The organism is Pedobacter sp. Leaf41 (assembly GCF_001422545.1).
GTDB lineage: Bacteria > Bacteroidota > Bacteroidia > Sphingobacteriales > Sphingobacteriaceae > Pedobacter.
Window position 1 is genome coordinate 282,029 of record NZ_LMLE01000001.1, and the last position, 21,257, is coordinate 303,285.

The window sequence follows — 21,257 nt, forward strand, 5'->3', positions numbered from 1 at the left end:
TTGTATGTAATTAACGCCTAAGGATATAAAGAGTTTTAATAAAAATGGGATTAGCAGAACCGAATCTTTATTCACCCCTGTAGTGGTGAAAGTTCCGATCTGCAACTTACATTTTGTTTATTGCATTGTTTTATGTTTTCTCAACCTAAAAATAGCGAACACGAACCCGTTTTTTCGGGTGAGTAAAGTGGATGGCAGGACTATCCTTACTGAAACGGATAGAAACCTGCTTTTCGAATTTTTATTTTTATGATTGAAGCGAATAGTAATGATTACTCGTTTTAGCTAATGACAGTTCATTTTAAATTCATTTTTGCTATTTAGTTTCGCATGTACCGATTAATAAGGAGTCTTTATAGCAAACAGATTTTTATGATTTCATATTTGACCAGAATTAAAACCGAATAATTATGGCTTTGGCTTATATCAACATTATTGCTAAACAGTATTTTAATTTTATGTGCCGATCGGATTTCGAACGAAGAATTTTTCACGATACCTACAAGGAATTTCAGGAAAAATCTAAACCATATACTTCTGGCGAGCGCTTAAATACGTTTTCTCAAATGATGTTGGCTAATAAAAAAGCCAAAGATTTGCATCAGAAGCTCCATTATTCGGTAATGGATGTTATCGAAAAGTTAGAACATCAAATTCCGATTTTAAGGGATGAAAATGGAAATTCCATCAGATTTGAATGGGCTGAACTTGAAATAATAGATTCAGATTTGTTAAACAAGGCCGGTCACGTGGTTTCATTAACTTATACTAGTCCAAAAATGTTGTTGCATGAGATTGATAAGGAACTATTGGTTTTGAGTGAGGAAACGGCAGGCAAATCCAATTCTATATTAAAGATTAAAATGACTGAAGAATTAAGGATCGATTATTGCGAAAAGCATGAACTGGTTTGCAGTTAAAACAAATTATTCAACTATCTGAAGGGCTATTTTAGTTGATATAGATGTTTAAAATGGAAAATATGGCAAGTGATTGAATAGGCTAACGCATCCAAATAGTGGTTTAAATAGCAATAAATCAATATAATTAGCTTAATTCGAATAAATAAAAATAAAAAATTGATTTATAGGTAATTAACATTATCTTTGAAACAAATTAAAATACAATATAATGCAACAAGGAACAGTAAAATTTTTTAATGAAACTAAAGGTTTCGGATTTATCACTCCATCTAATGGCGATGCCGAAATTTTTGTTCATGCTTCAGGCTTAATTGACAACATTCGTGAGAATGATACCGTAAACTACGATGTAGAAGAAGGTAGAAAAGGCCTAAACGCGGTAAATGTAAAAGTAGCTTAAGAAAACTCGAACACATAAATCGTAAAAAGTCCTGATGAAAATCAGGACTTTTTTTGTGCAAAATAATTTGAAGTAAGGTGGGTTGATCTTTGAGGATTAATTGTTTTCTTATTGTTTTTATATCGAATCGACCAAACTCATTAGGCTGATAAAATCCTGATGAATTGATCTTATGGTAGATTGCAATTGGTTAATCATTGCAGAACGGGTATGTAAGTCATCAGCTCCGTAGAGCCCACCATCCCCAAACAGCAATTTTTCTTCATCGATATCTACGCCCCCGTTAAACTCGAACTTTAGCCAGCGGTTTTTAATACTATTAATCAAAGTCACGTTACCGCTTGAGCTGAATTGCTTTTCATTGAGCATCTTCCATACAAATTCCGGGTAATCGGTATTTTTTTCTCCATCCCGCCAAATCGTTCTTAAAAGGTTATGTTCATGGTAAAACTCCACCTTTTTCCCCTTGGGATTAATAGTCATTGCGCCAAGACCAGCGCTAACCAAGCCACCACTTATGCCCACGATAGTTTGCGTATTATTCTTTGCTACTGCACTTACAACCGTAGTTAGGGCGCCTATAACCACCGAACCGACTGTGAGCTGCCGATTTCGTTTGCTGTTTAGTCCATCCAGATAGTCTGCAGCCATATCAGATCGTTCGCCTTCACAATCAAGTTCTGCGGCAACCGCAGTTAGTTGTGCTTGCGCTAAACCAATACGGCTATTTATTTTTTGTTTTAACTTCAAATAATCGGCATTATTTGTCCCTTCTTTTTTCAGGCGTGAAAGCGCATTGATCTCATTACTTAAGCCAAGCAAATGACACAGCAATTGATCGTGTTTAGAAAGTGCATCTATGGCAGATAGATCAGTTGCCGTTTTTTCCTCGAAAAATCCAGTGGAATTAATGTATGGACGCGTAGGAGTACAATAATTGTATTTAAATGCCTGAGGATTCGTCGTTTGCTTCCTCATGCTTCCGCATGAAAATAAAATCAAAGAAATTGGAGCTAACAAGATGGCGTTACGTTTCATAAAAAAAAACATTTTATGAATGAATATAAGAATCTAGCTGTAAAAAATGATTCTCGATAGAAAATCATTAACATTTCTTTAGAATGATGATTTGATTATTTGCTGTAGCTTTTGTGAAATTATAAGATGGATTAATTTTGCTTATCCAATAATGATGTGAGTATAGTGGTGATTGAATTTCCGAAGAAAAATCTACAATGCTTTTAGAATGTTTCTAAATAAATGTTTTATCGGCGTTTTGTCATAATCGTTTATAAATTAAACTCATAATTAGATACTTTTGCAAGAAATTTAGATATAAATCCTAATCAAATGAGTGGTTTCGGAAATGCGCTTTCTTCATCAATAGGAAGAAAATACGTTATGGGTGTTACAGGAATATTCCTGATACTCTTTTTAATTGTACATGCTGGTATTAATTCGTTGATATTTCTTGACGATAATGGTTTGACTTTCAATATTGGAGCCCATTTTATGGCGACAAACTGGATTATCAGAGCTGGGGAGTACATATTGTTTATAGGTTTACTGGTTCACATTTACCAGGCGGTAAACTTGACTATTCAAAACAGAAAAGCAAGACCAGAAAACTATGCTGTTTATAATGGAAGCGCCAACAGTAAGTGGTATAGCCGCTCTATGGGCTTGCTAGGTACTTTGTTATTGATTTTCCTTGTAATTCACCTTAAAGATTTCTGGGTGGTTTCTCGCTTTACCGGTATTCCAACGGTAGATGCTAACGGTCACGAAGATCTTTATGCGGTAATGAGAGAGAAATTCCAGGATCCTGTACGTGTAGTTGCCTATGTTTTGTTAATGATTTCGTTGTGCTATCACTTGCTTCATGGTTTTGCTTCGGCATTTCAAACTATGGGATGGAATCATTCAAAATACAATGGCATTATTAAAAGCACAAGTGTTTGGTATTCGATTATTATATCGCTTGTTTTCGCTTTGATGCCGATTGCCGTATATACTCATTTAATTGATTAAGTTTTTAGCACAAAAGAGATATGTCAGATATTAATTCAAATATTCCAGAAGGCGAATTAACCTCCAAATGGACCAAGTATAAGTCTTCTGTGCCTTTGGTTAACCCATCGAACAAAAGAACTATTGAAGTAATTATTGTAGGTTCTGGTTTAGCAGGTGCTTCTGCAGCTGCAACTTTAGCTGAAATGGGTTACAAGGTAAAGTGTTTTTGCTTTCAGGATTCACCACGTAGAGCGCACTCGATTGCGGCTCAGGGTGGTATTAATGCAGCAAAAAATTACCAGAATGATGGCGATAGTACTTATCGTTTATTTTATGATACAATTAAAGGTGGCGATTACAGAGCCCGCGAAGCGAATGTGCATCGCTTGGCTGAGGTAAGTGCTAACATTATAGATCAATGTGTGGCTCAGGGTGTTCCCTTAGCTCGCGAATACGGTGGTTTGTTAGATAACCGTTCATTCGGTGGTACGCAAGTTCAACGTACATTTTATGCAGCTGGTCAAACTGGTCAGCAATTGTTATTAGGTGCTTATTCTGCTTTAGAACGCCAGATTGGTATGGGTAAAGTAGAAATGTACACCCGCCATGAAATGCTTGAGGTTGTTAAAATTGATGGCAAGGCTCGTGGTATTATTGCCCGTAACCTAATCACTGGAGAAATTGAGCGTCACTTTGGTCATGCGGTTGTTTTAGGAACTGGTGGTTACGGTAACGTATTTTACCTTTCTACAAACGCAATGGGCAGTAACGTTACGGCAGCATGGAAAGCACATAAACAAGGTGCTTACTTCGCCAATCCGTGTTATACCCAAATTCACCCAACCTGTATTCCGGTTTCTGGTGATCACCAATCGAAATTAACCCTGATGTCTGAATCATTACGTAATGATGGACGTATCTGGGTTCCTAAAAAGAAAGATGATAACCGTAAAGCTTCAGAAATTCCTGAAGATGAAAGAGATTATTATTTAGAGCGTCGTTACCCAGCTTTTGGTAACCTTGTGCCTCGTGATGTGGCCTCTAGGGCAGCAAAAGAGCGTTGTGATGCTGGTTACGGTGTAGGTGCTTCAAAATTGGCGGTTTATTTAGATTTTAAAGCAAATACTGAACGCTACGGTAGAATCGAGGCTTCTAAATCAGGTATTCATAATCCTGATAAAGAAACCTGTATGCGTTTGGGAACCGCGGTAATCAAAGAGAAATACGGAAATTTATTTGATATGTATGCTCAGATTACCGGTGAGAATCCTTACGAAACGCCAATGCGTATCTATCCAGCAGTTCACTACACAATGGGCGGCCTTTGGGTTGATTATAACTTAATGACTTCTGTACCTGGTTTATATTGTACTGGTGAGGCTAATTTCTCCGATCATGGTGCGAACCGTTTAGGTGCTTCTGCTTTAATGCAAGGTTTGGCTGATGGATATTTCGTGCTTCCTTACACTATTGGTGCTTACTTATCTAAGGAGATTTCTGTAAAAGCTATCCCTACAGATCACCCTGCATTCGTAGAAGCAGAAGAGCGAGCGAAAGGAATTCTCAACAAGCTAATCAACATTAAAGGCACCAAATCTGTAGATCATTTCCACAAACGTTTGGGCCACATCATGTGGGAAAAATGTGGTATGGCTCGTAATGAAAAAGGCCTGAAAGAAGCTATTGAGGAAATCAGAGCTTTACGTGCTGAATTCTGGAGTAATGTTCGTGTACCTGGTGTAGTAGAAGAATTAAATCCGGAGTTAGAGAAAGCCGGCCGTGTTGCTGATTTCATCGAATTGGGCGAACTAATGTGTATTGATGCTTTAAACCGTAACGAAAGTTGTGGTGGTCACTTCCGTGAAGAGTATCAAACAGAAGAAGGCGAGGCTTTACGTGACGATGAAAACTTTGCTTACGTGGCAGCCTGGGAATTTAAAGAAGGTGTAAACTTTGAACTTCATAAAGAAGAATTGAAGTTTGAAAATATTAAAGTAGCACAAAGAAGTTATAAATAGATGTGAGAGGGTAGATATGAGAAACTAGATAGGAGATATGAGATACGGTAGTTGCCGATGCTCAGGTCTCACATCTCAAGTCTCACATCTCAAATCTAATGTCCAAAATCTCAATATCATGAGTACAGGAAATATGAACTTAACGCTAAAAGTTTGGCGTCAGAAAAATAACAAAACCAAAGGTGCTTTGGTAGATTATAAATTGTCTGGTATTTCTCCGGATATGTCTTTCTTGGAGATGTTCGATGTGTTAAACGAAGATCTGATTACTAAAGGTGAAGAGCCGGTGGTATTCGACCATGATTGCCGTGAGGGTATCTGCGGAATGTGTTCGATGTTCATCAACGGTCGTCCGCATGGTCCGAAAGACTTGGTTACCACCTGTCAATTGCACATGCGTTCATTCAAAGATGGTGATACTATAGTTGTGGAGCCTTGGAGAGCAGCAGCTTTTCCAGTGGTAAAAGATTTGACTGTAGATCGCTCTGCATTTGATAGAGTGATTGCGGCTGGTGGTTTTATTTCTGTAAACACAGGAAACGCACAAGATGCTAATAACCTGCCAATTCCTAAAATGAAAGCAGATGCTGCTTTCGAAGCGGCAGCTTGTATAGGTTGCGGCGCTTGTGTGGCTACATGTAAAAATGCTTCGGCAATGTTGTTCGTTTCTGCGAAAATTTCTCAGCTGGCGTTATTGCCACAAGGCCAGCCAGAACGTTATCGTCGTGTGCAAAGCATGGTAGCGCAAATGGATGCTGAAGGTTTCGGTAATTGTACCAATACAGGTGCATGTGAAGCAGAATGCCCTAAAGGAATCTCTTTAGAAAATATCGCTTTAATGAATCGTGATTTTGCATCTGCAAAGTTTGTTTCAGAAGAAACGGTTTAAAATTATACTGTGCGTTCGGTTTAGTTACCGAATTCTCGAGCCTCCATATTTATGGGGGCTTTTTTATTTTGTAAATCTTGCCAAGATAAAAGTTGATCAGACTCGATTATTTTTGGTATGCTGCGGTGCGCAAATAAAAGATTTCAAGAGACGACTTCTTAAAAGGGATGTTATCATCAAAATAAAAGTTTGCGAAAGTTGCAAATATTCTATGTTAGCATATTAAAAAAATATCTAATTAGAAATTTTATTTTGTATTATTTGTATATACATTAAATATTTTATAAATTTAGTGTTCCGAGACAGGAGAGAAAACATAAAACCCCGACTATTATTAGCTGGGGTTTTGTGGTTAAGTGTAGTGCTTAATTGGGCGAAAAGTTAACCTTGATATTGTATTTCACCCTAACTGGTTTACCATCTTGTATTCCTGGATTCCATTTTGGCGATTTGCTTACCACTCTTATCGCTTCTTCGTCAATATCTTTCCTCAAGCCGCTAACTACCATTACTTCCGTTAAATCTCCACTTCTCTCCACAACAAATGATAGCGTTACAGCTCCGCCTATTCTATCTTTCCAAGCTTGCTTTGGGTATTTAGTATTTCTGCCTAAATATTGATAGAACTTTTGTAATCCTCCAGGGTATTCTGGTGGCTTTTCTATAGAATTAAAATCGAAATTTTTGATGGAGTCTACCGGAATCATCACTTCTTGTGCCTTGATCTTGCTTTCTAAAGCGAATAGTAGCGCTATTGACAAAATACTAAATTTAAAGAGCTGAGTTATCATTCTCAAATATACAATGCGCTTTGAATTGTACAGTGAAATCGCAAAATCTTAATATTGAAATTAAGACTTTGCGATGTTGAGAGCGTCATAAAATGTTAAGACAAAGTGAAATTCACTGTCATACGGTATTTAGTTTTTACAGGATGGCCATCTGTGCCAATTGCCGGATTCCACCTTGGTGCAGCTTTCATTACCCTCAAAGCTTCTGCATCAGTTTCTTTGGATAGCCCTCTGGTTACAACAATATCTGTTAAGGTTCCATTTTTTTCTACATTAAATTCAAGAAAAACTTTTCCTTGGACATTATTTTTCTGAGCTTCTTTTGGGTATTTAATGTTTTTAGCCAAATAGCTATAAAGCTTCTCTGTTCCCCCAGGAAATTCAGGTGTTAAGCCTGATTTAATCATTGTTTTTTTATCGGCGCCACTTTGTGATAGGTAGAAATTAACATTGATATTGTATTTGACCCTTACAGGTTTCCCGTTTAGCAGTCCTGGTTCCCAACTTGGAGAGTTTTTGATTACCCTGATGGCTTCCACATCGGTTTCTTTCGATAAACTCCTTGTTATAACTACATCAGTTAGCTTGCCATTTTTTTCAACTGTAAAGCTTAAAAATACCTTTCCCTGTATCTTATTATTCTTCGCAACTTCAGGATATTTAATTTCATTTTTCATGTACTGATAGAATTTAACAATTCCACCGGGGTAAACTGGCTGCTTTTCTACTGATACGAAATCGTAAATTTTTTGTGCTTTTACCGAATTGGTAAGCATGGCAATGCCCGTTAGGGCTAAAATCATTAGCTTTCTCATGGTTAAATAGTATTAAGTTTTTTATTTAGTTTTTCTTTTGAGATTCTTTTTTAGGAACTTTTGTAGTAATAATAACTACTCCATTTGCGCCTGATTCACCATACTGTGATTTTCTAGCAGCAACATCTTTCAGTACATTAATTGATTCAATTGTATTTGGATCAAGCGTTTCTATATTATCTACTTGCTTTCCATCAACTATATAAATTGGATTAGCTTTTGGATCGGAATCTTTTTGCAGGAGATTTCTGATAATCACTTTGTGGTCAGAATCTTTTGTCTTGTAATTTCGGATCACACCTGTAGCATTCGGGCGAAAACTTAGTCCGGTCATTTTGCCCTGAAGGCCGACGCTATTTGAATCTATGTTCTTATTATAAATTCCTGCTAAACCGTTTTTAGTTTTAATTTCAATAACACCCGCAAATCCGTCAGGGCCATATTTAGTGGTTGATGCAGCATCTTTCAAAATGTTTATCGATTCGATATTGTTGGGATCCACACCAGCCATCGATGCCGTTCCTCGTAGGTATTGCTTATTTCCGTCAATTACAATAAGGGGCTCCGCAACAGATGTAGCTGTACCACGTAAAGTAATGCTCGGTGTTTTGGTGCTATCTGGTTTCGTTTGTGCCTTTACACTATAGGCCAAACCCAGCGCTATAACAATCGTTAATATTCTTTTCATATTGTTGATCTTAATTATCTTATTTTAAGAGTAGGTGTGTTGGTATCTAACTTAAGTTCCGTGTAACTTGCTTTTCTAAAATCGTTATTTTTTGTGGTAATGATGAGCACGCCGTTTTTCCCCTTATCTCCGTATAAACTTGTTGCTGCAGCATCTTTTAGTACCGAAACGGATTGAATATCGCGACTATCAATCTTGGTAAAATCAAATCCATTTTGGCTCACTTTTCCATTTAGTACCACAACACCATCAAATTTCGAGTTGTTAAAAACGTTGCTCGTAGAAAGGCCTTTAATCCGAGTTGCTTTCTTCACCTCATCATCAACATTTAGTGTGAAATTCACGTTGATGTTGTATTTTACCCTAACGGGTTTACCATCCGTTATTCCGGGATTCCATTTGGGCGAACCATTTATTACCCTTAACGCCTCCTCATCCAGTCCGCTACCCAGGCCGCGGGTTATCAAAGCATCGCTAAGCGAGCCATCTTTTTCAACGATAAAGGATAGAAAAACTTTTCCCTGCACATTATTTTCTTGTGCTAGTTTTGGATACTTTATGGTCTTGCTTAAATATTCATAAAACTTTGATATCCCCCCAGGAAACTCCGGCTGTTTCTCTATTGAAACGAAGTCAAAAACCTTGTCTAACTTATCCTCCTCACTGCCACTTTCTACAGGTGAAGAATAGCCAATGATATTAATATCAGAAAGTTTTTGGTAATTAGCCACTTTAATCGTCTCCTTATTTTTAAGCGGGGTCTTATTTCCGGAAAGCGTGAAACCTACTTTCAACGTGTATTTACCATTAAGCAGATTTTCAAATTTTCTGTACGACAATATGGCTTTCATCACTTCCTCATCGCAGCCGTCGCCCAAACTCAAAACACTGCTTACGTTTGTTACCTTATTGTTTTGAAGGGTGAATTTTATCTGAGTATTGCCCTGAAGGTTGTTTTTCTGAGCTTCGGATGGATATTTTATTGATCTGGCCATGAAAGTATAAAAGTTGTTCCAATTTCCGGCTACTTTTTCTGCTGTAGGAATGATCTCAGTGGTAGATAACTTTTCTGGCGCAAATGCTGGCTCAGGAATAATTATTTCCTGAACCATTTCAATAGGTTTGTCCAGTGGTATTTGATTGGTAATTGAAATCAGCTTTTCATTTTTTCTTACCGTTGCTGAGGAGAAAATAATGAGAATTGCAAAAAGCGGAATAAAGAAGCCATACTTCAAAATGGCTATTTTCTTTGATCTTTCTTTTTGCAACATAAAGATCCGTTTCTTGATGAGTGATTGATCAAAGAAACCATTGGTAAGGCGATTGGGAGAAATTCCGAACGACTGACTTAAGATAAGCATCGCATATTCAGCTTTATCACCTTGAAATGCCGCAGCATGCTCATCTGCTAAAAATTCGTGAATATTTTTAATGGATTTTTTGTAGAAATAAATGATTGGATTTATCCAGGTAAAAACTCCTATAATCTCAAAAAACAAAATATCTGCGGTATGCCATTGTTTAATATGGGCTTCTTCGTGTACGTCAATCACTGCCATTAGCGGCAAATCCTGATCAACGACTTTCTTACTAAAAAAAGAAAAGGCAGAACCCGATTTCGCATTTTTTATCAGTTTCTGTACTGAGAGTAAATTGTAAGCAAGCTTGCCTAAGCAGAAGATTATGCCTGCACAATAGATATACACAAACGCATAACCCCAATTAAAGCCATTGCTACTATCGCCTACAATAGTAGCTTTTTCCAATACGGCTTCCCAATTTACAGATGTATAAACCTGCTGTGCCGCCTTTTGCTCAGTAAGCCATTCCAGTCGGATAAATGGAATAGATAATGATAATACACCAGCACTTACCAGGTAAACGCGGTTGAGTAAAAAGTAGGTTTCCTTATCTAAAAGTAATTTATAAAAGCCATAAAAAACAATTAAGTATAAGTTTACCTGAAGGAGGTAATGGGCAAAACTCATTTTGGCTTATGTTTAATTTTATCAATCATTTTTAAAATTTCATCAACATCACTTAAATCTAACTTCTCTTCTTTCACGAAGAAAGAAAACATACTTTCTACTGAATTTTCGAAATAATTGCCGAGTAACTTTTCGGTGGCGTGGCGTTTGTATTCTTCTTTGCTGATGATCGGGAAATATTGATGGGCTTTTCCAAAGGCCTCATGGCCAATAAAACCTTTTGTCTCTAAAATTCTAATAATTGTTGAAACTGTATTGTAAGCGGGTTTTGGCAAGGGAAGTTCATCGATAACCTCTTTCACAAATGCTTTTTCCAACTGCCACAATACCTGCATAAGCTGTTCTTCTGCTTTGGTTAGATCTTTAATTTCCATAGTATTTAATAAATAGAGATAAGCTTTAGGCAAAAGCCTTAACTAAAGTTAAAACTAATTATTTAGTTATGCAAATTATTTATCAAGTTTTTAATTGGTAAAGATTTTCAGCGGTGCTGATTATATGGTAATTAGGTTATTCTTGATCGCATAAACCACCAATCCTGTACGAGATCGGATATTGAGTTTGGCAAATAATGATTCCCGGTAATTGTCAACAGTTCGTGGGCTTACATTCATCATGTCGGCAATTTCTTTGTAGGTGTGTTCGGTACTGCAATGCTGCAAAAATGCAAGTTCCCTTGTGCTGAAAATTGGGCCTGAATCGCCATTTTTTAAAGCAACCAAAAGCCTGCCCGACACCAGGTCGTTGATGTAAAACCCTTTTTCAACAACAGCTTTAATGGCCAAGAGAAGGTCGTTAGGTGTAGACTCTTTAAGCATATAGCCGCTTGCGCCAGCTCTCAGCATTTCAATAATGGCTTTTTCATCTTCAAGCATGCTCAATGCTAATACATTTACATTGGGGTGGTGCTCCTTCATCCACTTGGTGGCTGCAAATCCATCCATTACTGGCATATTAATATCCATTAATAGCAGTTGAACATCTGGATGATTTACAATTTTATGTTGTAAATCCTGGCCATTTTTGCCTTCAAATACCACCTTAATTTCGTCGAATTCGTCTAATAAGCTGGCTAATCCAGAACGGAATAGGGTATGATCATCAACTATGGCAATGGATATGGGTTGAAGTAACATGATTTAGGGATATGGGATTTCGATTAGGATGTTAGTGCCTTTATTAGGAATTGAATTTAAAGCCAATTTACCATTTATCATTTCGATGCGCTTTGAAATGGAACTTAATCCCAAACCTGCTTTATTTGCTTTAGCCTTTTCATAATTGAAACCTACTCCATTTTCTTCAACGTTTAAATATAATTTTTTATCCTCATAGTATGCATTAAAACTGATTGAAGTAGCGTTTGCATGTTTGATGATGTTGTTGATGATTTCCTGTAGCAAGCGTAAAATAATTAAGTCTTTATCTGGGGAGTTTTCCTGCAGATTATGAAGTTGATTGCTCACCTGCAATTCGTAACTGCCTGTTTTTTCCAGCCAGTTTATTTCTTGTTGCAAAGCATTGCCTAAACCGTTTTCTACTATTTGCTCACCATGTAAAAGTTTGGCAAGTTCTCTTAACTCTTTGATAGATTTGTTGACCAGAGATAAGGAATTTTCTATTTTGACAGTGGCTTTGTCGCTATGATCAAGATTAATTGAATTTAGGGTCAATGTGGTTAAACTTAATAATTGTCCTACATTATCATGCAGTTCTGTTGCAATAGCTTGCATGGTATTATCTTGCACTTCAATTCTGGCTTGAAGCATCTCTGCCTCAAACTGCTGTTGCATATGTTGTTTCTCTAAAATGTGGTTTTTCTTATGCCGATTATACGAACGGATGTACATAATCAAAAAAACAGGCATTAGTAAGAAAATCAAAGTTGCAAGAACAACTAAGATTGCAATTTTTGTTGTTTCGCTCTGCATAAGTAAGAATAGGTCCAAACGCTATATAAAATGAAATTCAATGCTATGGTAATAGCGTACCTGAGGGTTAAACTTTTGCCGAAACGAACATCAAATACATCACTTAACAAATTACAAACCGTTCCACCGAAATAATAAAACAATACACCTGTTATCCACCAAAATTCTGAATGATATTTGATTTCAATAAATTTTTCGTCATTTAACAGGAGATAATAATAATAAAGGCAGTAGAGGCTAAAAACTACCGACATTACTGTTACAGCAGTCGAGTTAAACACCATAATCGAATCTTTGGCAATAAACCCAAAATAAATCGAATAGACGATCCCTAACCCTACATATATAATAGGCTTAGGGATTAAATAATTTTTCAGGCAATGCCAGATGCCAATAAAAATGAAGCTAATTTCGAAAAATACAAAGGAGTTAAATAACCAAAGATTGTTTTCTCTTTTAGAGGACATATAACTTCCTGCAGCTTCCGTTAATAACGCCAGCAGAAGATAGGCAATATTTAATTTCCAAAAAATGCTTTTATCATTCCTTAAAAATATAACTGCGCCTATAAGGCACATTATTTCGGCTATAACTATCGGTGATGTAAAATTCATTCTTTAAAGTCCGGTTCCCTGGCATACGCTAGGACAAAGTTCCCCTCTGTTTTCAATGTCTTCCAAATCATCTTCATGTTCTTCGGTTAAGTCGCCAATTGGGTTGCTGTAGCCAGCAGCAAAGGTTGGCACTAGTAATACCGTGTTTCTTCCTTCATATTCTTTTGGCAATCCTTCTATGGAGTTGGCTGTGTATTGAGCATTATAAATTCGCAAACCATCGTGTTTTCCATCTGCAATTGTTTTGGCCATTTCTAAGATTTGTGCTGCAGGAAACCAGATTGCTTTGGTATAAGATTTTGGATCTTTGCTGGCCTGTTCGGTATATGCGTTAACCATTTCTTGTGCAACCTTCTTATCAATAGGTTGAAAATTCGAATTTTTGCTCATTAGTAAAGTAGGTTTGATTTTGGTCTTCTAAATTCGTTATTTAGATAGTTTCTGACAATAGCCACTATGAATTTTAATACCGTAAAAACACCTTTTGATTTAGGGTAAAACATACTACTCATATATAGGTACGTCGACATACTTTTGAAATGCAATAAAGAATGAAAATTTAGTGTTGCACATCCCAAAGTTGTTTATCCCATAATAAAAAGATCCCGATTTTTTGCGGGGTAAGCAGGAGTCTTCTTTGTGATGAGCTAATGATCACCCTACAATTTAATTTACAATGACAAACAACATCCATCTTCAAGAAAGTAATAACTTGATAACGGAAAGGGAAATTGAAATAGTAAAGCTATTATCAAAAGGTTATAACAGCAAAGAAATAGGCGATATGCTTTTTATTAGCGAGCATACCGTAAATACACACAGGCGGAACATGGTTAGAAAGCTAGATCTACGAAACTCGTATCAGCTTATTGTGTGGGCATTTAAGCAGCGGATATTATCTTACTAAAGATTAAAATATACATATTTAACGCACCCTCTCTCTAAAAAGCAAAGCCTGCCGTTTGACTTTATGGTCAACTTAGCAGGCTTTTGCATTTTTAAATTAATTATGGTCTTGCGGCTTGTGCTGCTGGTAATTCCTTTCTTGGAATTTGTGCATCACGCTGGGAGGTATTGTAAACGAAAGAAGCGACAATAGTTGCTGATTGTTTCAAATCATCTTCCACCAATCTATCATAAGTATCCATGTTGCTGTGGTGCGTACGGGTGTTGTAGTCGGCTGGGTCTTGTATAAATTGGAAACCCGGAATGCCTACTGCATCAAAGGCCTGGTGATCGGTTCCTCCAGTGTTGTTAATCGTTACCGTTGTAGCCCCAAGATCATTAAACGGACTTAGCCAACTTTGGAATATAGGGCCGGCCGCTGCGTTTCCTTGTAAATAAATGCCGCGAATTTTGCCTGTTCCGTTATCTAAATTATAATATGCTGAAATTTTCTTTTGATCTGGTGTTAAAACCATCGTTTTCGGATCGCCAAAATGTTTGGCTACATAACCTCTTGAACCAAATAGTCCTTGCTCTTCAGAACTCCAAAGTGCGATGCGGATGGTGCGCTTAGGTTTAAAATCAATGGCTTTTAAAATGCGCATAGCTTCCATCATTACGGCAGAACCAGCTGCATTATCGGTAGCGCCAGTTGCAGCATGCCACGAATCGAAGTGGCCTCCAATCATAATTACTTCATCCTTTAATTTTTTATCGGTTCCCGGAATTTCGGCTATTACGTTGTATCCCTGAGGGTCTTGAGCATAAAATGAAGTTTTGATGTCAGCCTCTATCTCTACTAGTTTGCCAGCACGAAGCAAACGTAAAATATGTAAGAAATCTTCAGCAGCAACTTCAAGTTCAGGCGAAACTGGTTTAGCATCTAACGCATAAGAGGCACCATTGCTGGTGAAGAAAGTTCCTTGTCCGCCGCGGGCATAAGTTAAGATCAAAGCCACTTTTTCTTCGACTAACATGGCGCTCATGGCGGCACGCGCTTCACGCATTTTCATCATTTGCGCCATACGATCGGCCATTGGCCCGGTGGCAGCACGTTGACGAGGTGCGCCAGCTGCAGGTTTTGCCGCTGCCATCTGCGCCAGCGTAGAATCAGCATAGCGTGAAAAATCTGGCTTCAATCCGCTCGCAAGTGGAGCGCCTTGATCCATCATTACAATTTTGCCCGCGAGTTTACCTTTATATTTCACTAAATCGGCAACACTATCTGCTTTAATTAAAACTACTTCGGATTTTATTGGCCCATTGGTTCCTGGTGTCCATGCTTTTGGAGAGGCAATAATCGGGTGATAAAATGGAGCGGTGGTTGCAGCGTAATATTTATCTACTTGCCAGCCTTTGCCAAATGTTCCCCAGGCTTCGAGATGTGCATTTTTCAAACCCCACTCTGTAAGTTGTTTTACTGCCCAATCTTGCGCTCGTTTTAAACCGGGAGAGTTAGACAAACGTGGACCGGAAACATCAGTTAAGTTGAAGGCAATATCCATCACTTTTGAATTCTCCAGGCCAGCTGTACGTATTTTTTGTACTATCGCGGCATCTGGTGCATCTTGCGCAAACGCAGAAAAGCAAAGGCCAAAAGCCATTGCTGTGATTGTAAATCTTTTGACCATTTCAAGAAGTAGGTTGGTTTAAGTGCTAAATTACATTTTAGCTTTTCTACAATTAGAATCTCCCGACATTTTTACAAAGTGTTTTTGCGGCAGAACAGTTGCCAAACTTGATAGTAAAAGCCAAAATAATCTAAACCTTATTGAAACGGAAAGCCCGTATTCCAATTGAGAACAAATAGAAGTTTTGATGCATATGCTTCACCTAAGCACAAAACTTTTGAAGTGTGCTTGTAGTGTAAAGAAGGACTAACATTAAAATGAAATGCAGCTGTTGCTTTTCAAAAATCTTATTTAATACTTTTTCTGGTTACAATAAAGTAACCTGCAATAAATAATATTCCTGCATATATTAGACTTACCCAAATTTCTCTGGCGAAAATTTCAAAATCTAGTGGATCTTTTCCTTTTTTTACCTGTGTAACTTGCAAAGCCAAGGCAGGCAGACTGTACGGGATAAGATAGGCGTATGTCCAGTTAACCATTCCTGCTACAATGCCCATAATAGTACCTACGAAACCGATGCCGATCGGTTTAAGAAAATCGCCCCATATTAAGCTAAAGATAAATTGAAGGGACAAAATGCCCAGGGATGACAAAAATAACTTGCTATAAGAGTTAATGAGGAAGTTGGATGGGTTGTATTGACTAAACGTATATTTTGGAACTAAAACTTGCAATAAATGGCCGAAACCATAGGTTAGCGTAGCAAATAGAAACAGACAAATAAAAATCAACGTAACCGCAAATAGGTATTTAGCGGTATAGATAGAGAATTTGTTTAACGGTTGGGCAAAAAGGCTTTTCCATGTATCGTTTTTGTGCTCAATATTATTAACCGAAAAAGCCATAAACATTACATAAAAAGGCATCACCAGTATGCCCATAACGTTCAGGGTGGCACCAGCGTATCTTATCCAAAGCGTCATACCGGGTGCGTTCAATTTCAGAATTTTATCAGCACCTGAATAAAAACCAAAACTTACCAAGCTGCATATTACAACCGGAAGTAAAATTGCGGCCCAAAAGGCGAGTGTTTTCCTGGATTTATAAAACTCGGAAACTAATGAAATGTAGATGGAGCGCATTTTAGTTGTTTTTGGTAATATCAAGAAAAAGGTTTTCCAAATCTTTGCGTTGCTTGGAGAGGCTGCTTACTGTGAATCCATTTTGGATGAGTAGCGTATTGAGTTTTCCGCTATCAGCGGATGAAGAAAAAGGAACGGTTATTCTGTTATCTGTTTTGGAAGCGATTTCATAGCCTTTGGTAACCAAAAAAGCGCTTGCATTTTCAATTTGATCTACTTCTATTTCGACCATCGGTTTGCTTAGCAGATGCAGCTCTTCAATGGTGCCTTGGAATAATAATTGGCCTTTGTTAATGATGCCTACATGGGTAGCAGTTCTTTCAATCTCAGCCAATAAATGGCTAGATACTAAAATAGTTTTGTTGTGTTTGGTGGCTAATTCAATCATCAGGTTTCTGATTTCGATAATACCGTTAGGATCTAAGCCATTGGTTGGTTCGTCAAGCAGTAGTAATTCCGGGTCTGAAACCAAGGCCAGGGCAATGCCTAGACGTTGTTTCATTCCTAAAGAATATTTACCAGCCTTTTTATCTGCAGCATCGGTTAGGTCTACTAAAGCCAGCATTTCGGCGACTTTGCTTTTTGCAATCCTGAGCAGGAGGCAGCGATTAATTAAATTTTCTTTACCAGAAAGATGGCCATAGATAGCGGGTTGCTCTACCAAGGCTCCAATTTTTTTAAGTGTGGCAATGCGATTACTGTTGATCTCTTTCCCAAAAATAAAAACCTGATCTGCCGGCGATTTCAATAAATTAAGCAGGATTTTTATTGTAGTAGTTTTACCAGCGCCATTAGGGCCTAAAAAACCATAAATACTACCTCTTGGTACTTGTAAGGATAAATCTTTTACAATGGTTTGGTTGCCAAAACTAAAGTTTAAGCCTACAGTTTCGATTGCATAATTACTCATTACCTTATTTGAAAACCGCTGATACTTGTTTTGCGATCGTATTAGTGCTTGATGTAGGTTTTACCACAACTTCAGCATCATTTTGATTTGTATTTACCGTAAGCGTTAAAATAATCATCATGAATACTGGAACTAATAAAAGTAAAAATGGCGATGTGTTTACTAACTTTTTCATTTTGTTTTCGTTTTGATGATTCAAAGGAACAGCATTCGAATTGTTTGCTAAAATGTATTATACCAAGTGTTCAAGATTCTAGATAAACAGGCATTTTTGGCGTTTATCGATGAGATTTGGAGTTTGTCGATAAAATATGGCTGTTTGCCTGTTGGTAGAAAAAAAATGCCTGTTGGTAGATTGTGTGCGGTTTAAAAAGAAAGTTTATTTATTTTGGATGCGGAAAGATTAGCAATCAGCTGCTTCCTCTTCCAAAGTATATTAAATGAAAAAAAGCAAAGGAACATTAATACTTCACGGAATTTTCTGGGCATTTATAATATTAATAATTGCGTTAGATGTCTTTTTTGATTCTCAGGTAAAAAGTGTTAAACATTTTTTACTCTCCCTTGTGCTATTTGGTATAATAAATATTTCCCTCTTTTATATTAACTATTTAATCCTTATTCCCCAGCTCATTAAAAAAAGGAAGAAATATTTTCTCTACATGTTGGCATTTGTTCTTTTGTTAGGCGCTGCGGCATTAATTAAAACTGTTGTAGCGGTTTTAAATCCTAAAGATATGATGGATTACATCATGGAAGGAAAGCCGAAAACACTGCAGGCAGATCAATACTTTTTCGCACAATTGTTTTTGTGTGGATTCTTTTTAGTCTCAAGTTGCCTCATTAAATTTGCTGCTGATTGGTTTTCTAATGAACGAATTCAACGTAACCTGGAAAGTGAACGCCGGGAAATGGAATTGCAATTCCTTAAATCGCAGCTTAATCCGCACTTTCTTTTCAACTCCTTAAATAATATCTATTCGCTTGCTTATCAAAAATCGGATAAAACAGCCGATGCGATTATGAAACTTTCGGAGATTATGCGTTACATGATTTATGAAAGCAATACCCCAACGGTAGCTTTAAGCAAGGAGGTTGATTATTTAACTAACTATATAGAACTGCAAAAAATAAGATTTAAAGATGGGGCTTTCATAGAACTTACCCTTAATGGGGAAATTGACGATCAAAAAATAGTACCGCTGATGTTGATTTCATTTGTAGAGAATGCGTTTAAACATGGCGTAGTCAACGATCCGGAAAACCCGGTTAAAATTAACATTATTGCGAACCAAAAGATTCTTCATTTTAGCGTGATCAATAAGAAAAATCAGCAGAATAAGGATGCGCAAGGTGGAATTGGTTTGCCTAACGTAGAAAGACGATTACAGCTGGTATACCCAGACAGATATAAATTAAATGTTGTAAATTCGGCTACTCATTACACCTGTGAACTAATGATCGATATTTAATTTGCCAACTGGCTTTGAAGAATTGACCATTTTTGAATCGTTGAATTAAAATTAAACCTAAAAATGAACTTAAACTGTATTGTTGTTGATGATGAGCCATTAGCGCTTGATATTTTGGAAGATTATATCTCCAAAGTTCCGTTTTTAACGATGGTGAAGCGATGCGAAAATCCAATTGAAGCATTGCAGGTTGTTCAGGGTGGGGGTATTGATCTGGTGTTTTTAGATATTCAAATGCCAGAGCTAACGGGGATTCAGTTTTTAAAAATCGCGGGAACTAAATGCAATTATATTTTAACTACAGCATACCCACAGTACGCCTTGGAAAGTTACGATTTAAATGTTTCTGACTATTTGCTGAAACCCATTGCTTTCGATCGCTTTTACAAAGCAGTAGAGAAGGTTCACAAACAGCATAAGCCAGTAGAAGCGCCCGCAAGTGTAGCACAGCCAATTATTACTCCGGCAGCTTTCTCTGCACCACCCAATCCCGTTCAGGATTATATTTTTGTAAAAACAGAACATAAAATTCAGAAAATCTACCTTCACGATATTTTGTATATCGAAGGATTGAAAGACTACATTTCAATATTCACCAGGGATGAACGCATCATTACGCTCCAAAGCATGAAGAAAATGGAAGAGGCGTTACCACAGAGTCAGTTCATTCGTGTACATAAATCGTACATTGTGGCTGTTGATAAAATTGAAAGTATTGAGCGCAGTAGGATTACCATTAACACCAAAATAATTCCGGTAGGAGACACTTATCGCGATGAATTTTTCAGGGTTATTGGCAACAAGAATATTTAATTGCCACTCTCGAACTAACTTCTTTTATAAAGTTATTTCCTGACCCAAAACTTTTCTGATTTCTGTCTCGGCTTCCAGCGTAATTTCGTTTGGCGTTTTTAGCCCTGGTTCTATCGGTTTCAAAACCGTCCATTTTAAGGCATGGCCGGTAGTTAAAGGAAACATTCCGAAGCGAACGATCTTCCACGAGTTTTCGATGGCTATTGGCACTACTAATGCGTTTGGAACTGCTTTCAAAATGGTTGCGATTCCTCCGAATTGAAATTGCTTCACCATCCCATCTTTAGCCCTGGTACCTTCAGGGAAAATAACCGTGCTCCAGTTATTTTCTTTCATTCTACGGCCAAGTTTGATAATTTCGGAAATGGCTTGTTTGTTGTCTTTTCTGTTGATATTGGCTCCACCCCCTAGGCGTAAGTTAATAGAGATAGATGGAATCCCTTTTGTAAGTTCGATTTTGGAGATAAATTTTGCACTATACTTTCTTAAAAACCAAATCAACGATGGGATATCGTACATGCTTTGATGGTTAGCTGCAAATATGATTGGCCGATCGGTTGGGAGATCATATTCATTCCTGAAACTGATGGAATTAAATAAAAATATCTGGCAATAGGTTAAGAAGAAATTTAAAATATCAACCGACGTTTTGTGCGCTTTATAGCCAAATAATTTATAGCAAATCCATTGAATGGGATGGAAAATGCACAGCATTAAACCAAAGAAAATGTAAAATATTGGAGTAAGTATATAGCCGAAAAATTTGCTCATCTGGTTTTAAAATAAAGCAACAAAGATAATATAAATTATTCTGGTTCCTTGAAGATGTATTTGTCCTCGAACTCAATTTCGAAATCTTTTAAAAATTTAGCGTACTCGCTTAGAAAGCTTTCTTTTTTGTGATGCTCTTTTTGATTGTGGATATATTGAATGACGTTTGGTAATTCGCTTTTTGAATAAGAGAACGCCCCATAACCCCCTTGCCATGAAAATTTAGATTTAGATAAATTTTGATCGTTAATCCATTTTGAACTTTCGGTTTTGACGTTTTGAATTAAGCTCGAAATAGATTGATGTGGACGTATCCCAACCAAAATGTGGATATGATCCGGCATGTTATTGATCTGAATCATTTTATGGTTATTGTTTTGGAAGATTCCAGTGATATATTTTTGCAAATTATCCTCCCATTCTGCCCCAATTAGTGCCGCTCGGTATTTCACTGCAAAAACAAATTGGATGTGTATTTGAGTGTAGGTGTTTGGCATATCATTTTTTAATGAATATAACCAATTTTCATGATAGCTTGGGTTAATATTTTGATGTTTGTT

Annotated in this window: 24 protein-coding genes; 8 read left to right on the forward strand and 16 right to left on the reverse strand. The window is 37.1% G+C overall.

Annotated features, from left to right (window positions below; all coding sequences use genetic code 11):
• Positions 1-410 precede the first annotated feature (410 nt).
• Both ASE92_RS01295 and ASE92_RS01300 read left to right on the forward strand, forming a co-directional pair.
• A complete protein-coding gene (locus tag ASE92_RS01295) occupies positions 411-920 on the forward strand; it encodes a hypothetical protein (protein WP_056848308.1) in 510 nt (169 codons plus the stop codon).
• Between the two features lie 211 nt (positions 921-1,131).
• A complete protein-coding gene (locus tag ASE92_RS01300) occupies positions 1,132-1,323 on the forward strand; it encodes a cold-shock protein (protein ID WP_010599638.1) in 192 nt (63 codons plus the stop codon).
• 117 nt (positions 1,324-1,440) lie between these two features.
• Here the strand turns inward: ASE92_RS01300 and ASE92_RS01305 are convergent, their stop codons facing one another.
• A complete protein-coding gene (locus ASE92_RS01305) occupies positions 1,441-2,361 on the reverse strand; it encodes a hypothetical protein (protein ID WP_056849238.1) in 921 nt (306 codons plus the stop codon).
• 312 nt (positions 2,362-2,673) lie between these two features.
• On the opposite strand from ASE92_RS01305, the gene ASE92_RS01310 reads away from it, so the two are divergent.
• From ASE92_RS01310 to ASE92_RS01320, 3 genes are all read left to right on the forward strand, one after another.
• Entirely contained in the window at positions 2,674-3,354 is a 681-nt protein-coding gene (locus tag ASE92_RS01310) for a succinate dehydrogenase cytochrome b subunit (RefSeq protein ID WP_056848309.1), read from the forward strand.
• Positions 3,355-3,374: 20 nt separating this feature from the next.
• Complete coding sequence (locus tag ASE92_RS01315; protein WP_056848310.1) at positions 3,375-5,354, forward strand: fumarate reductase/succinate dehydrogenase flavoprotein subunit; 1,980 nt, start codon at positions 3,375-3,377, stop codon at positions 5,352-5,354.
• Positions 5,355-5,472: 118 nt separating this feature from the next.
• Positions 5,473-6,243 (forward strand): succinate dehydrogenase/fumarate reductase iron-sulfur subunit, encoded by a 771-nt coding sequence (locus ASE92_RS01320; RefSeq protein ID WP_056848311.1) that lies wholly within the window; start codon positions 5,473-5,475, stop codon positions 6,241-6,243.
• A gap of 365 nt (positions 6,244-6,608) precedes the next feature.
• On the opposite strand, the gene ASE92_RS01325 is transcribed toward ASE92_RS01320, so the two are convergent.
• The 9 genes from ASE92_RS01325 to ASE92_RS01365 all read right to left on the reverse strand — a co-directional run bounded on the left by ASE92_RS01325 (position 6,609) and on the right by ASE92_RS01365 (position 13,460).
• Positions 6,609-7,004 carry an energy transducer TonB gene (locus tag ASE92_RS01325; protein ID WP_235527252.1) on the reverse strand — a complete coding sequence of 132 codons (396 nt, stop codon included), beginning with the start codon at positions 7,002-7,004 and terminating at the stop codon, positions 6,609-6,611.
• 125 nt (positions 7,005-7,129) lie between these two features.
• Positions 7,130-7,849: an energy transducer TonB gene (locus ASE92_RS21430; RefSeq protein ID WP_235527253.1), complete on the reverse strand. Its 720-nt coding sequence runs from the start codon at positions 7,847-7,849 to the stop codon at positions 7,130-7,132.
• A 25-nt stretch (positions 7,850-7,874) separates the two neighbouring features.
• Entirely contained in the window at positions 7,875-8,537 is a 663-nt protein-coding gene (locus tag ASE92_RS01335; RefSeq protein WP_056848314.1) for a TonB-dependent receptor plug domain-containing protein, read from the reverse strand.
• A 14-nt stretch (positions 8,538-8,551) separates the two neighbouring features.
• Complete coding sequence (locus tag ASE92_RS01340; protein WP_056848315.1) at positions 8,552-10,525, reverse strand: M56 family metallopeptidase; 1,974 nt, start codon at positions 10,523-10,525, stop codon at positions 8,552-8,554.
• Positions 10,522-10,899: a BlaI/MecI/CopY family transcriptional regulator gene (locus tag ASE92_RS01345; RefSeq protein ID WP_056848316.1), complete on the reverse strand. Its 378-nt coding sequence runs from the start codon at positions 10,897-10,899 to the stop codon at positions 10,522-10,524. The genes ASE92_RS01340 and ASE92_RS01345 overlap by 4 nt, the downstream gene beginning before the upstream one ends.
• Before the next feature lie 120 nt (positions 10,900-11,019).
• Positions 11,020-11,661, reverse strand: coding sequence for a response regulator transcription factor (locus tag ASE92_RS01350; protein ID WP_056848317.1), 642 nt, complete (start codon positions 11,659-11,661; stop codon positions 11,020-11,022).
• Between the two features lie 3 nt (positions 11,662-11,664).
• A complete protein-coding gene (locus tag ASE92_RS01355; RefSeq protein ID WP_162237736.1) occupies positions 11,665-12,393 on the reverse strand; it encodes a sensor histidine kinase in 729 nt (242 codons plus the stop codon).
• 29 nt (positions 12,394-12,422) lie between these two features.
• Complete coding sequence (locus ASE92_RS01360; RefSeq protein ID WP_157255604.1) at positions 12,423-13,070, reverse strand: hypothetical protein; 648 nt, start codon at positions 13,068-13,070, stop codon at positions 12,423-12,425.
• Between the two features lie 3 nt (positions 13,071-13,073).
• Entirely contained in the window at positions 13,074-13,460 is a 387-nt protein-coding gene (locus ASE92_RS01365) for a hypothetical protein (protein WP_056848320.1), read from the reverse strand.
• A 286-nt stretch (positions 13,461-13,746) separates the two neighbouring features.
• On the opposite strand from ASE92_RS01365, the gene ASE92_RS21655 reads away from it, so the two are divergent.
• Entirely contained in the window at positions 13,747-13,977 is a 231-nt protein-coding gene (locus tag ASE92_RS21655) for a response regulator transcription factor (protein WP_056848321.1), read from the forward strand.
• A 100-nt stretch (positions 13,978-14,077) separates the two neighbouring features.
• Here ASE92_RS21655 and ASE92_RS01375 read toward each other — a convergent pair whose 3' ends face one another.
• From ASE92_RS01375 to ASE92_RS21030, 4 genes are all read right to left on the reverse strand, one after another.
• Positions 14,078-15,646, reverse strand: coding sequence for a M20/M25/M40 family metallo-hydrolase (locus ASE92_RS01375; RefSeq protein WP_056848322.1), 1,569 nt, complete (start codon positions 15,644-15,646; stop codon positions 14,078-14,080).
• A 287-nt stretch (positions 15,647-15,933) separates the two neighbouring features.
• Complete coding sequence (locus ASE92_RS01380) at positions 15,934-16,731, reverse strand: ABC transporter permease (protein WP_056848323.1); 798 nt, start codon at positions 16,729-16,731, stop codon at positions 15,934-15,936.
• Position 16,732: 1 nt separating this feature from the next.
• Positions 16,733-17,641, reverse strand: a complete 909-nt coding sequence (locus ASE92_RS01385) for an ABC transporter ATP-binding protein (RefSeq protein WP_056848324.1) — start codon at positions 17,639-17,641, stop codon at positions 16,733-16,735.
• A gap of 4 nt (positions 17,642-17,645) precedes the next feature.
• On the reverse strand, positions 17,646-17,816 hold the full coding sequence (locus ASE92_RS21030; protein ID WP_157255605.1) for a hypothetical protein: 171 nt from the start codon (positions 17,814-17,816) through the stop codon (positions 17,646-17,648).
• 487 nt (positions 17,817-18,303) lie between these two features.
• Here ASE92_RS21030 and ASE92_RS01390 point away from each other — a divergent pair, with 487 nt between their 5' ends.
• Complete coding sequence (locus ASE92_RS01390) at positions 18,304-19,113, forward strand: sensor histidine kinase (RefSeq protein ID WP_235527254.1); 810 nt, start codon at positions 18,304-18,306, stop codon at positions 19,111-19,113.
• 63 nt (positions 19,114-19,176) lie between these two features.
• Entirely contained in the window at positions 19,177-19,926 is a 750-nt protein-coding gene (locus ASE92_RS01395; RefSeq protein ID WP_056848326.1) for a LytTR family DNA-binding domain-containing protein, read from the forward strand.
• 24 nt (positions 19,927-19,950) lie between these two features.
• Here the strand turns inward: ASE92_RS01395 and ASE92_RS01400 are convergent, their stop codons facing one another.
• Together ASE92_RS01400 and tnpA are read right to left on the reverse strand one after the other, a co-directional pair.
• Positions 19,951-20,697 (reverse strand): 1-acyl-sn-glycerol-3-phosphate acyltransferase, encoded by a 747-nt coding sequence (locus ASE92_RS01400; RefSeq protein WP_056848327.1) that lies wholly within the window; start codon positions 20,695-20,697, stop codon positions 19,951-19,953.
• A gap of 35 nt (positions 20,698-20,732) precedes the next feature.
• Entirely contained in the window at positions 20,733-21,194 is a 462-nt protein-coding gene (tnpA, locus tag ASE92_RS01405; RefSeq protein WP_056848328.1) for an IS200/IS605 family transposase, read from the reverse strand.
• Positions 21,195-21,257 lie beyond the last annotated feature (63 nt).

Bases quoted from the DNA above. Each gene is read 5' to 3' on its own strand.
- ASE92_RS01295 (WP_056848308.1), top strand. From the start codon at position 411: ATGGCTTTGGCTTATATCAACATTATTGCTAAACAGTATTTTAATTTT.
- ASE92_RS01300 (WP_010599638.1), top strand. From the start codon at position 1,132: ATGCAACAAGGAACAGTAAAATTTTTTAATGAAACTAAAGGTTTCGGA.
- ASE92_RS01305 (WP_056849238.1), bottom strand. From the start codon at position 2,361: ATGAAACGTAACGCCATCTTGTTAGCTCCAATTTCTTTGATTTTATTT.
- ASE92_RS01310 (WP_056848309.1), top strand. From the start codon at position 2,674: ATGAGTGGTTTCGGAAATGCGCTTTCTTCATCAATAGGAAGAAAATAC.
- ASE92_RS01315 (WP_056848310.1), top strand. From the start codon at position 3,375: ATGTCAGATATTAATTCAAATATTCCAGAAGGCGAATTAACCTCCAAA.
- ASE92_RS01320 (WP_056848311.1), top strand. From the start codon at position 5,473: ATGAGTACAGGAAATATGAACTTAACGCTAAAAGTTTGGCGTCAGAAA.
- ASE92_RS21430 (WP_235527253.1), bottom strand. From the start codon at position 7,849: ATGAGAAAGCTAATGATTTTAGCCCTAACGGGCATTGCCATGCTTACC.
- ASE92_RS01335 (WP_056848314.1), bottom strand. From the start codon at position 8,537: ATGAAAAGAATATTAACGATTGTTATAGCGCTGGGTTTGGCCTATAGT.
- ASE92_RS01340 (WP_056848315.1), bottom strand. From the start codon at position 10,525: ATGAGTTTTGCCCATTACCTCCTTCAGGTAAACTTATACTTAATTGTT.
- ASE92_RS01345 (WP_056848316.1), bottom strand. From the start codon at position 10,899: ATGGAAATTAAAGATCTAACCAAAGCAGAAGAACAGCTTATGCAGGTA.
- ASE92_RS01350 (WP_056848317.1), bottom strand. From the start codon at position 11,661: ATGTTACTTCAACCCATATCCATTGCCATAGTTGATGATCATACCCTA.
- ASE92_RS01355 (WP_162237736.1), bottom strand. From the start codon at position 12,393: ATGCCTGTTTTTTTGATTATGTACATCCGTTCGTATAATCGGCATAAG.
- ASE92_RS01360 (WP_157255604.1), bottom strand. From the start codon at position 13,070: ATGAATTTTACATCACCGATAGTTATAGCCGAAATAATGTGCCTTATA.
- ASE92_RS01365 (WP_056848320.1), bottom strand. From the start codon at position 13,460: ATGAGCAAAAATTCGAATTTTCAACCTATTGATAAGAAGGTTGCACAA.
- ASE92_RS21655 (WP_056848321.1), top strand. From the start codon at position 13,747: ATGACAAACAACATCCATCTTCAAGAAAGTAATAACTTGATAACGGAA.
- ASE92_RS01375 (WP_056848322.1), bottom strand. From the start codon at position 15,646: ATGGTCAAAAGATTTACAATCACAGCAATGGCTTTTGGCCTTTGCTTT.
- ASE92_RS01380 (WP_056848323.1), bottom strand. From the start codon at position 16,731: ATGCGCTCCATCTACATTTCATTAGTTTCCGAGTTTTATAAATCCAGG.
- ASE92_RS01385 (WP_056848324.1), bottom strand. From the start codon at position 17,641: ATGAGTAATTATGCAATCGAAACTGTAGGCTTAAACTTTAGTTTTGGC.
- ASE92_RS21030 (WP_157255605.1), bottom strand. From the start codon at position 17,816: ATGAAAAAGTTAGTAAACACATCGCCATTTTTACTTTTATTAGTTCCA.
- ASE92_RS01390 (WP_235527254.1), top strand. From the start codon at position 18,304: ATGTTGGCATTTGTTCTTTTGTTAGGCGCTGCGGCATTAATTAAAACT.
- ASE92_RS01395 (WP_056848326.1), top strand. From the start codon at position 19,177: ATGAACTTAAACTGTATTGTTGTTGATGATGAGCCATTAGCGCTTGAT.
- ASE92_RS01400 (WP_056848327.1), bottom strand. From the start codon at position 20,697: ATGAGCAAATTTTTCGGCTATATACTTACTCCAATATTTTACATTTTC.
- tnpA (WP_056848328.1), bottom strand. From the start codon at position 21,194: ATGCCAAACACCTACACTCAAATACACATCCAATTTGTTTTTGCAGTG.